Genomic DNA, 9,865 nt, shown 5'->3' with positions numbered 1-9,865 from the left:
TTCTATCCTTTTCAAAGGAGCTTCCTTCAATTTACGCTCTACTTCTTCATCAATCTTTTTTAATCTTTCCTTGAAAGCCGGGGATTTTTCCAGGCCCTTGAACAATCCGCCCAATCCTGGAATCATCTTGCCAATCCCTTTAAGAATTTCTCCTGATACTCCTTCCTCTTCTTTACCATTTTCTTTCTTTTTATCCATAGCCATCCCCCTTATTTATATCAGGCCGGCTGGCTTAATGCCTTTGCCTTGGCACTGACCCAGCCACACCAAGGGCAGCCGGTGCTGATGAGCTCTTCTGTAGGCACCCTTTTGTCGCATTGGGGGCAATTCTCTCTGGCTATTTGCGCCTCCTGCCATGCTGCGGTCTCATAATTGGTTCCCGATGGAAACTCCAGCCCATATTTTGCCGCCGTCTCGAAGGATGCAAGGGCAGCACGTATCTTAATTCCAAGCAGTTCAACCCCCGCCACAGACACTGTAATATCGGCATTAATTACAAGCCCTTTATCCAGGATTCTGTCGATTACGTCGACCAAACCGACACGATCATTAGTTCGAGATGGTTCTAAGGCCATCACTATCCTCCTTTTTCTCCAGAATAAGCTCTAAAAAGCCATTATTGTATAATTTTCCGATTATCTTTTCAGAAGGACGGGGCAATTTGATGATTTTGTAATAAGTTCTGTCTTTTCCGCTGGCGAATATGACTAAAACTTTTTCGTTTAAGTCAACCTTGATATCCTCTTCATCAATCCCCGACAACTCAGCTATCAAACGTATCTTTCTTTCTCCCTCAAATATGTCAACAGGAAAATCGCTTTTATCCTTACTCATTTGCCTGTACCCTGCGATAAAAGTTTTATTCTGTGCTCTCAACTTTTGAACACTAATCGTTCCCATTACAGTTCACCTGCTTTGTGATCTCCTTGCAGAATCTTTTCCCCCTGTGGTGTAATCTCATATTGTCTCGGGGCAATTGCCATTAAAAGACCGTTTTCCACCAGAGACCGTGTCAACACGCTTACATATGCCGGAGACATACCGGTATAGTTGCTCACGTTGATAGGATTCTTTCGTTGTTTAGACTCGCAATAAAACCCCAGCACCTCTACCTCGCTGGCAGTGGGGCTTCTCTTTCGTTTTGCCGGACGTTCCTGAAACCTTCTCTTCTGCTCCATTTGAAACCTTGCCTGGCGGTGGAAGTCTTCCTTTGGAGGCATAGCCTTCCCGGGGCTGGAACCTGGCTTTGTCACCACACCTTTGCCCCGGCATTTCAAGCACGGAAGCTTGTTGCCAGACTCTCTCCCTGTTCCCCGGCAGTGTGTGCAGCCTTCTACCGGTTCTGTAACGCTCACAAAGCCCGTGCCGCGACAGACAGTGCAGGTAATTTTGCTTCGGGGTTTCTCTTCGCCTCCCCCTTTACAGTAAGCACAAACAACCGCTGGCGGATTTACGGTAACTTTTCCAGCCCCTCTGCATACTGGGCATATGGTTCCTTTCGGTTTTTCTCCCTTCCCTCTGCAAAAACCGCAGGGATAGGTTGTTTCAGTCAGCAGCTTTCCAATCATTATCCCCCCGGCCCCTTTAGAGAAGTGTTTCCCCGATCTATCAACTTTTGCCGTGGACCAGATCAATTGTTCCTGCCCGGGCTTATCGAAAGACTGAACAGCTCTGTAACTACTATTGGACATAACCCCCCATCCCGACCGCTCCTGATGTAGTCTTTTAAATGAAATACCTTTGTCCGTTTTTCCTGTTTCAATGCCGGATGTTTTACCCAGTGCTCTTTTTCCCTTAAAGGTAATTCTGAAGCGGCCCGATCTTTTCAAATCTACATAATCCTGTCGAGCCAGGTTCATACACAGAAGTCTTGCGTATCCCGTATCTATGCCCAGCTTTCGGCTTACGATATGGCTTGTGGTTTCTTCACCTGTTTCATAGATTATTTGTAAAGCTTTCTTTTCACTTCCGCTCGCCATATCTGCCTCCCCTATTCTATTGATCTATCCTGATACGAACTTACCGGGATATTTCTCTCATCTTTATCCAGACCTCAGTTACGCCCCACTTCGCCATAAAGGTTGCGCATCGTTAAATATGAAGAAAAGGGTTTTCATATACGCCGCCTTATTGGCAAGAATATTCACTCCTCTGAGTCAGCCTCTCGTTCGGGACTATTATTCTCCTGCTCGGATGAGTCATCATCCGGCATGATACCGCAGGAGTATCTTACAGGGGCTCCCTTTCCTGTGGAGTACTTTACCCGGGAACGGCGTATCTTCTTTTCATACTCATCCCAGCTCATTGCCGTAGAATATTTAACTTTTGTTTCTCTGCCGGTTGAATATTTCATGTTTTTTCTCCGTCAATAATCCAATGTCATCGTTTTCCATCTTTTCTGCTTTTTCAGTCCCATCTTTTCCTGGAGGGTTGTCAATCCGACCGGCCCTTTGTTTCTGATTGCCAGCCATGGGGCACTTGCGGGTCCGGATAACTTGAACTCCAATGAAAGACCAGGCTCAAAACCGGATTCGGACATCACTTTATCGTCCAAAACGATTCGACCCTCCTCATCGATCCGGCAGGGACATTGATAGAAGACCGTCTGGAGGGCCGTAAGCCTCGGTATCCGATCCAACCCATGAACAATAAGGTACGGATAACGCCCGCTCCCGGTTATGCGAATCACTTCCAGTCCCACCACGGAATCCGGTTCCAACCCCATCTGGAGCATAAAATTTTTCCCCAAGGCGATCCTTCCTTCTTCATCTACCTGTCCAAAACTTCTAAGCAGGGTCATTCTATGAACCTCTAATCTCTTCGAGTTCCCGGTCTATTTCCTCTGATCGTTTCTTAAATTCTTCTTCAGTTATTTCCCCCATCTCCAGGTTCATCTCCAGACCCAGACGTTCGTCTTTCAGTTTTCTCTCCATATCCTGCTCTTCGGAAGCCTGATGTTCAAGAGACTCCGCTATCCAGGCAATCCCCCTGACTGGGAAGAACGGCAACGTCGCCGGGAGCGTGAGCAGCCAACCAAGGAACCGTAAGAAACCTATTTCAACCGGTTCTCTGCCCCGCCTCCTTGATATATCCCTGTATTCTGTCCAGGCCTGTTTAACCCCCAATCTGCGGCTCAGAGTTCGCGAGGAAACCGCACTCACGAGAAGTATATACTGGCTGACCGGCGGAACATATTTGCTGGCATTGGGTATCATCTGAATATCTCCTTAAAAAAACAGTGTTCAGGAGTTAGAGGTCAGTGGGTTGCCTTTTCCGCAACGGGCAACAAACAACAGACGATTGATTTTCATCTTTCGTTTATTCTACTCCTCGGCATCCTCCATATCGATGCGTTTTCGCATCCCTGTTCGTTTGAAATCCAGCATACTTCCGTCAGGATCCAGTCGGGCCTCATACTTGGCCAGGATATCCATGCTGTCCGGAATTGAGTGTTTCTCGATAACCTCCATGGTTATCAACCAGCCATCGCCCTCTTTCTCTGCTGCCACTGTAGAGGAAATCTCCAAACCAATAAGTTTATTTAACTCCGACCGCGCTTTTTGGATCACTTCCGACATACTTAAAGCCATTTTCATTTACCTCCTTTGTATGAAAAGCTCTCACTTATCAGTGGTCAGTGGTCAGTAGTTTTTACTACTCACTGTCCACTGTCCACTGTGCTTGCCCTATTTTTCGGAAATTCTTTTCCCACAGTTGGGGCAAAATTTATAACCGTGAATATGTCGCCAGGTCTGTCCGCAATCGGGACATTCAAGGGTTAATCTCTGCCCGCATTCAGGGCAACTCTTCAAACCCCCTGAAGTTATCTCTCCGCACCTGGGGCATCGAAATGCTCCCCCTCTTCCCCGTTTCTCCGACATATCTACATCTCCTCTTTTATTTTTCTAATGGATTCCAATTGTTCCATCAATTTTGTTTCTTCTCTTTCATACGCCTCACCGTCTATTTCTTCCATCTCGTACCGCATCTGAAGGTACAACAGCTCTTCATGAATCTTTGACTCGTCGGTTATCTCCTCATAGGCAGATTCCCTGAGTTTCTTTCCCAGCCATACGGTCAATTTGAGAGGGGAAAGCAATATGTCATCTAATATAAAAGCCATAATTTAGTCATTGGTCACTTGTCATTGGTCATTAGTCATTAGTTGCTACCCACTAACCACTGTCCACTGCCATCCGCCCACTGGTTACCATTTCACTACAATTTCCACGAAGTTGCATGGCGGCACCGGGCCCACATATTTGAATTTCATCTTGCCGTCACACCCTGTCATCAATTTATCCACCATTTCGTCAAATGCCTTTTCACTATCTTTCCGGATCAGAAAGGCGCTGTTGGTAATCATCTGATCGCCGAAAACATCGTTTTTCTTATGTTCCACCCAGAGTTCTTTCAATAAATCGAGAATTGCTTTTTCTTCCTTCATCTTCTTGGTCTCCAGGGCTTTTTTCACCATATCGCCCAACCTGACCTGATCACGCTGCGGCCTTACCTTCCTTGACATGAGGCGGTCTCTAAACATCCTGATATCCCTGTTTTCATCTACGATTTCCAGGAAGGTACTTTCCTTACTTGTCCATAGAACCTTGAGGCCAAGCTCCATCTTGTCTTCTATATATGTTAAAAGTTCTTTAAGCTCGTCATATCTGGCCTTTAAAACCTTTTCCCTGATAAGATCTGTTCCCTCTCCAATAGTTCCGAATCTCACCGGCAGCATGGGATAATCTTTCATGACCTTTTCCATTACGTTCTGATGCGCCATTGTGTTTGCTCTGGTAACGGAATATTTAACAACAGGAGAAGAGCTGATCACGGCCCCGATATCCTGATAGCATACGGTATAAACCTCGTCTTTGCGGTCACCGATACCTGTGGGGCCAAAGCTCTTTTCTTTGTCAGTTGCCACGATGGCATATATATATTGGCCGTCTTTGTCTGACATGATCTTTTTCCTTACAATAAGATTTCTCGCTCCGCTCGAAATGACAACTTTGGTGCGTTTTAGGACGGCTTCCTATACCTCGGGAGCCTCAACATCCACATCAGCGATCAGATACTCTGTCAATTCATCGTATTTGTCTTTGTTTTTGCCGGATATAAGTTCTTTGAAGTAGCCTCTAACCTTTTCTATGTTTTTCACTTCTCCTACCTTGATGTCTTTTGCTATATGTTGAACTACCTCGTGAAAGGCCCCCATAAAAAGGACGCCAATTTCTTTTTCCTTAAGGGTTTCATTTATGGTTTCCGCAACAAATCTGTCTCTTTCCTCCATTATTCTATCTTTATGGATTCTATAGCCTATATAAGCCGTGGCCCTTTCCCAGAGTGATTTTGTCTGGGCAAGCTTAAGAATGCGATTATATTCTTCCTTAAGAAGTTCAACATCTTCCGTTTTTCGGATTTCTCCCCCTCTCCCCATCAAATCAAGGATAATCCGGAAGTTTCTGCTTCCTTTTCGGGCTCCTTCCTCAATGATCTTCTGTCCTAATTCGCCATCCGCCAGTAAGCCGTCCTGATAGATTTTCAAATTTCCGGCATCCAGCTTCTTAAAATATTCCTCGATTTTATCCCAAAATATGGTCACGCTCTGTTTATGCCTCTCCCACCGCTCTTCCCCGCATATATTAGCGCTTCTTTTATCGATATCAGAAGCAATGCTTCCCAGATCAGAGTCCACATGGATAACGGGAACATAGAGCAATTTTCTCATTATCTATGCGCTCCCGGCTGTTCCAGTGGCTTGACGACGAGCCATTCCCTTACGTCTTTTTCCTTAAAGGAACATTGTTCTCCCTCGCAATAATCGCTGAGAAGCCGGTAGGCCCTCGTTATATTTTCAAACCTCTTTTGCACCTCCGCAGCACCCGGATATCTGTCAGGATGGAATTTTTTGCTCAATTCCCAGTATGCCTCCCTGATCTCCAGGGTTGTGGATTCTTCGCCTAAACCGAACATCTCTCTGGCCTCGATTACGTCTGAAAAATCCACCTTTTTCATTTCAAGCGTACAGAAGCTGTAAGGCGGTAGAGGACCCACTATTCTAAAGTTTATTTCACCCTGATATTTTTCATCCATCTGATCTATCTTTGACTCAAATGTTTCTTTGTTATCTTTATTAATTAGAAAGGCGACATTCATAATCATGAAATCATCCATAACATCGTGGGTGCGGTGGTTTTTTGATTCTTTTTTCAGGGCATCCAACATTTCGGAAGCATATTTTGCTCTTTTTCTGTTAATATATGTTTTAACCATCTTCCCCAGGGTTATTCCTGCCTCGAGTTTCTGGTCGGGGGGTTTTGAATTTGCTTCTTCCTTAAGCTTTTTTATCTCCTCCTCTTCCCCAATGGCCCTTAAGACTGCATCCAGATTGCTCCACATGGCCACCACATCAAGTTCTATCTTATCTTCCATAGCTATGATGCTTGTTTTGATATGATCATAACCCTTCTTCAGTATCCTTTTGATTTCCTCTTCTCCCTGTACTGCGGTCCCAAATTTCATCGGGATGATATAATGATTTTTCATGACCCTTTCGATAACGGCCTGATAGACGGCCAGATGAAGAAGAAGAGTTTCTTTCGGCAGGGAATCAAATTGTATAGATGGGGAATCACTAACTACGGCGGCAATATCCTGATAAGGTTGTGTGTAAACTTCTCCTCCATCGATACCGGCGTAATCAAATTTTTTCTTCTCATCTATGCTGATGAATCCATAAATGTAGTTTCCTTTTGCACTCATGCTTTTCCCTCCATAATTCAGGGGACAGTGATCAGTTGTCAGTGATCAGAATGTTCGGCGGCTATGCCGCCGTTACTGTTCACTAATCACTGTTCACTCACCACTGTTTTCTGTTCACTGACCACTAATCACTGCCCCCTGTCCCCTGTCCCCTGACCACTGTTTTCTAACCACTGACAATGCCTCCTTAAAATGACTGTCTGAGACCAGGAATTTCGAGTAATCTTCATTTCCGGATTCGATAAATTTCCTTAAGGCAAACATTGAAGCCTTACGACATACTGATTCTATGTCCGCTCCTACGAGGCCCTCCGAATCGCCGGCCAGGGCATCAAAATCCACATCAGAAGCCAGAGGTTTCCCCTTTGTATGAACTTTGAATATTTCCAGCCTTGTCTTTTTATCGGGGACTGGAAGCTCCAGGAGAAAATCAAACCTTCCGGCTCTGAGCAGGGCAGGATCAACGATATCCAGCCTGTTCGTGGCCGCCAGAACGACAATCCCCTTCAGTTCCTCAATCCCGTCAAGCTCGGTCAGGAACTGACTGATAACGCGATCGACCACATGGGATGCCGCGTCCGATCCCCGCATTGGCGCAACACTGTCTATTTCATCGAAAAATATGATACACGGTGATGCCTGCTTGGCCTTCTTGAAAATCTCGCGTATTCCCTTCTCACTCTCCCCTACCCACTTTGAAAGGAGTTCCGGTCCCTTGACGGATATGAAATTTATTTCCGATTCTGAAGCCACTGCCTTGGCAAGCAGAGTTTTGCCGGTTCCGGGAGAACCGTGGAGCAATATACCTTTCGACGGGATAGTCTTCGCGTGCTCAAATAACTTGCCGTATTTAAGAGGCCATTCGATAGTTTCCTTTAATACAGTTTTTATCTCATCAAGGCCGCCGACATCGTCCCACTTTACATCCGGAATCTCTGTAAAAACCTCTCTTATGGCAGAAGGCTCTACTTCCTTTAAGGCCTCCATGAAATCGTCCATGGTGACCTGAAGCTCCATCAATGTATCGTAAGGAATCTCTTCCATCTCAAAATCAATGACCGGAAAGATTTTTCTCAAGGTAACCATAGCCGCTTCACGAGAAAGGGCCTGCAGATCGGCCCCTACAAAACCGTGAGTTATCTCGGATATGCGGACAAGATCAACATCTTCGGCCAGTGGCATACCCCGTGTGTGAACATCGAGAATTTCCAGCCGGCCGTTCTTGTCAGGTATACCTATTTGTATCTCGCGGTCAAATCGCCCCGGTCTCCTCAGTGCGGGATCGAGGACATTTGGAATGTTTGTGGCTCCGATAACGATTACCTCACCCCTTGAAGCAAGGCCATCCATCAGGGCCAGGAGCTGGGCCACCACACGCTTTTCTACCTGTTTTTCACCCCCCATTTCCTCGCGTTTGGGGGCAATAGCGTCGATCTCGTCAAGAAATATTATGCTGGGCGCACGGGACGTTGCCTGTTCAAATATCCGTCTCAGATTTGCCTCACTTTCGCCGTAGAATTTGTGCATTATTTCCGGGCCGCTGAGATGAGTGATATGGGCATCTGTCTCATTGGCTACTGCTCGGGCAATGAGGGTCTTTCCGCATCCGGGGGGGCCGTGTAAAAGCACTCCCTTGGGAGGATCAATACCCAGTCTTTCAAAAACCTGTGGATATTTCAGGGGAAGCTCTATCATTTCTCGAATGCGCCTTATTTCTTTGCCCAGTCCCCCGATGTCTTCGTATGAAATCCTGCCGCTTTTGGCACCCTCCCCTGCTTCTTTTTGGCCCTGAATATTTATTACGGTTTTGGGATGAATCAGCACCACCCCCTCCGGCGAGGTTGACACAATCTCAAAATCCTGGGTCCTTGTTCCAAAGAGTCTCGCCCTCACTGTGTCGCCCTTCATCAGGGGCAGTCCTTCAAGCAGGCTCCCTATGTAGCGGGCGTCGTGAGAACGCATCAGAGTCAAAGGTGCAACAACAATTTTTTGTGCCGGGCTAAAATCTGTCTTTTTTACTGTGACCTTCTCGTCTATGCCTGTCTTAGCGTTTTCTCTCGTGATTCCATCCAGCCGGACCAGAGCCTTGCCCCGATCTTCCATGTAGGCAGGCATGACTTTGGATACAGTTTCTCTTTTGCCGCTGATAGAAATAATGTCTCCCACTTCGACACCAAGCTTTTTAAAGTCGGCAGGATCAAAACGGATAATACCCCTGCCCACATCCTTCGATAAAGCCTCGGCAACCTTCAGAGTAATTGTTTTATCTGCTGTCATTTTTCCTGTTCAAAATCCCCCTGTATCCCCCTTTAAAAAAGGGGGAATCATCTAATCAACGGCTGCTGCATGTGGGACACAGAAACCTCACGCTACTATTGTCATGTCAACGATACTCTGTCATTTCGAAGGAGTCTTCACGACTGAGAAATCTTAGATTTCTCCCTTTGGTCGAAATGACATAAAGACCTATTCTCGGACTACCCACTAACCACTGCTCCCTGACCCCTGATCACTGCTCACTGTTCACTATCTTTATCTCCAGCATCCCGTTTTTATATGACCAGGTCATATCTTCAGCCTTTGCCGGCCGGGACAGGAGAATCTCTTTCTGGTATTTCCTGTCATTGCTTTCAGCGCTGATATTGAGGATATCCCCTTTGATTTCGATATTGATGTCCTTTTCTTCGATACCGGGCATCTCTGCGATTATATTTATCCCGGTCTTTTCATCAAACACATCCACGATGGGTTCACGTACCTCCTCAACAACGGGACCCTTTGGAGTTTTCTTGATGTTCCCAAAGGGCTGGACGGAAGGACTGCCATCCGCCATGGTGCGTATCCTTACCCCGTAGACACCCTTGAGATCTTTAAGTCCCTTGATCTTGTCCAGACCTTCAAAGCGGATCTCTCCGCTCTTGGAAAGCTCTTCACCCTTTTCCGCCAACTTCGTAGCGGCATCCATCAGATTAGTAAGACCCTTGAAAAGACCACCAAAGCCGAAATCAATGTCTATGCCCTCGTCTTTTGCAGCTTTGTCTTTTTTCTTATTTTTTTCATTCACTATTCCTGTCTCCTTAGCTTATGTATGGGGGTCAGG

General features: G+C 46.1%; 14 protein-coding genes. All 14 read right to left on the bottom strand.

Translation table 11 applies throughout. The features are described 5' to 3' along the window. Positions 1 to 198, bottom strand: a 198-nt coding sequence (locus Q7J27_01400; protein MDO9527794.1) for a hypothetical protein, incomplete at its 3' end; no start/stop codon positions are given. Positions 199 to 218: 20 nt separating this feature from the next. Beyond that, positions 219 to 575, bottom strand: coding sequence for a gas vesicle protein (locus Q7J27_01395; GenBank protein ID MDO9527793.1), 357 nt, complete (start codon positions 573 to 575; stop codon positions 219 to 221). Next, a complete protein-coding gene (locus tag Q7J27_01390; GenBank protein ID MDO9527792.1) occupies positions 550 to 900 on the bottom strand; it encodes a hypothetical protein in 351 nt (116 codons plus the stop codon). The genes Q7J27_01395 and Q7J27_01390 overlap by 26 nt, the downstream gene beginning before the upstream one ends. Continuing rightward, complete coding sequence (locus Q7J27_01385; protein ID MDO9527791.1) at positions 900 to 1,979, bottom strand: hypothetical protein; 1,080 nt, start codon at positions 1,977 to 1,979, stop codon at positions 900 to 902. Before Q7J27_01385 ends, Q7J27_01390 begins: the two co-directional genes overlap by 1 nt. Positions 1,980 to 2,143: 164 nt before the next feature. Then, entirely contained in the window at positions 2,144 to 2,353 is a 210-nt protein-coding gene (locus Q7J27_01380; GenBank protein MDO9527790.1) for a hypothetical protein, read from the bottom strand. A gap of 12 nt (positions 2,354 to 2,365) precedes the next feature. Continuing rightward, the gene (locus tag Q7J27_01375) at positions 2,366 to 2,800 is read right to left on the bottom strand and encodes a hypothetical protein (GenBank protein MDO9527789.1); all 435 of its coding nucleotides are present in this window, start codon (positions 2,798 to 2,800) and stop codon (positions 2,366 to 2,368) included. Position 2,801: 1 nt separating this feature from the next. Further along, the gene (locus tag Q7J27_01370) at positions 2,802 to 3,215 is read right to left on the bottom strand and encodes a gas vesicle protein GvpG (protein MDO9527788.1); all 414 of its coding nucleotides are present in this window, start codon (positions 3,213 to 3,215) and stop codon (positions 2,802 to 2,804) included. 108 nt (positions 3,216 to 3,323) lie between these two features. Next, on the bottom strand, positions 3,324 to 3,590 hold the full coding sequence (gene gvpO / locus Q7J27_01365; GenBank protein ID MDO9527787.1) for a gas vesicle protein GvpO: 267 nt from the start codon (positions 3,588 to 3,590) through the stop codon (positions 3,324 to 3,326). Between the two features lie 293 nt (positions 3,591 to 3,883). Continuing rightward, positions 3,884 to 4,123 (bottom strand): gas vesicle protein GvpG, encoded by a 240-nt coding sequence (locus Q7J27_01360; protein MDO9527786.1) that lies wholly within the window; start codon positions 4,121 to 4,123, stop codon positions 3,884 to 3,886. An 84-nt stretch (positions 4,124 to 4,207) separates the two neighbouring features. After that, positions 4,208 to 4,963: a GvpL/GvpF family gas vesicle protein gene (locus Q7J27_01355; GenBank protein ID MDO9527785.1), complete on the bottom strand. Its 756-nt coding sequence runs from the start codon at positions 4,961 to 4,963 to the stop codon at positions 4,208 to 4,210. A 72-nt stretch (positions 4,964 to 5,035) separates the two neighbouring features. After that, positions 5,036 to 5,731 carry a hypothetical protein gene (locus Q7J27_01350; GenBank protein ID MDO9527784.1) on the bottom strand — a complete coding sequence of 232 codons (696 nt, stop codon included), beginning with the start codon at positions 5,729 to 5,731 and terminating at the stop codon, positions 5,036 to 5,038. Beyond that, positions 5,731 to 6,765 carry a GvpL/GvpF family gas vesicle protein gene (locus Q7J27_01345; GenBank protein ID MDO9527783.1) on the bottom strand — a complete coding sequence of 345 codons (1,035 nt, stop codon included), beginning with the start codon at positions 6,763 to 6,765 and terminating at the stop codon, positions 5,731 to 5,733. Before Q7J27_01345 ends, Q7J27_01350 begins: the two co-directional genes overlap by 1 nt. 114 nt (positions 6,766 to 6,879) lie before the next feature. Next, a complete protein-coding gene (locus Q7J27_01340) occupies positions 6,880 to 9,042 on the bottom strand; it encodes a CDC48 family AAA ATPase (GenBank protein ID MDO9527782.1) in 2,163 nt (720 codons plus the stop codon). Positions 9,043 to 9,274: 232 nt separating this feature from the next. Beyond that, positions 9,275 to 9,829 (bottom strand): Hsp20/alpha crystallin family protein, encoded by a 555-nt coding sequence (locus Q7J27_01335; GenBank protein MDO9527781.1) that lies wholly within the window; start codon positions 9,827 to 9,829, stop codon positions 9,275 to 9,277. Positions 9,830 to 9,865: the final 36 nt, after the last annotated feature.

Source organism: Syntrophales bacterium, from assembly GCA_030655775.1.
Classification (GTDB): Bacteria; Desulfobacterota; Syntrophia; order Syntrophales; family JADFWA01; genus JAUSPI01.
The sequence above is the reverse complement of the archived record's forward strand: the minus strand, read 5'-3'. Positions and strand labels throughout refer to the sequence as shown.

Excerpts from the sequence above, each read along its gene's own strand:
- Q7J27_01395 (MDO9527793.1), bottom strand. The coding sequence starts at position 575 with ATGGCCTTAGAACCATCTCGAACTAATGATCGTGTCGGTTTGGTCGAC.
- Q7J27_01390 (MDO9527792.1), bottom strand. The coding sequence starts at position 900 with ATGGGAACGATTAGTGTTCAAAAGTTGAGAGCACAGAATAAAACTTTT.
- Q7J27_01385 (MDO9527791.1), bottom strand. The coding sequence starts at position 1,979 with ATGGCGAGCGGAAGTGAAAAGAAAGCTTTACAAATAATCTATGAAACA.
- Q7J27_01380 (MDO9527790.1), bottom strand. The coding sequence starts at position 2,353 with ATGAAATATTCAACCGGCAGAGAAACAAAAGTTAAATATTCTACGGCA.
- Q7J27_01375 (MDO9527789.1), bottom strand. The coding sequence starts at position 2,800 with ATGACCCTGCTTAGAAGTTTTGGACAGGTAGATGAAGAAGGAAGGATC.
- Q7J27_01370 (MDO9527788.1), bottom strand. The coding sequence starts at position 3,215 with ATGATACCCAATGCCAGCAAATATGTTCCGCCGGTCAGCCAGTATATA.
- gvpO (MDO9527787.1), bottom strand. The coding sequence starts at position 3,590 with ATGGCTTTAAGTATGTCGGAAGTGATCCAAAAAGCGCGGTCGGAGTTA.
- Q7J27_01360 (MDO9527786.1), bottom strand. The coding sequence starts at position 4,123 with ATGGCTTTTATATTAGATGACATATTGCTTTCCCCTCTCAAATTGACC.
- Q7J27_01355 (MDO9527785.1), bottom strand. The coding sequence starts at position 4,963 with ATGTCAGACAAAGACGGCCAATATATATATGCCATCGTGGCAACTGAC.
- Q7J27_01350 (MDO9527784.1), bottom strand. The coding sequence starts at position 5,731 with ATGAGAAAATTGCTCTATGTTCCCGTTATCCATGTGGACTCTGATCTG.
- Q7J27_01345 (MDO9527783.1), bottom strand. The coding sequence starts at position 6,765 with ATGAGTGCAAAAGGAAACTACATTTATGGATTCATCAGCATAGATGAG.
- Q7J27_01340 (MDO9527782.1), bottom strand. The coding sequence starts at position 9,042 with ATGACAGCAGATAAAACAATTACTCTGAAGGTTGCCGAGGCTTTATCG.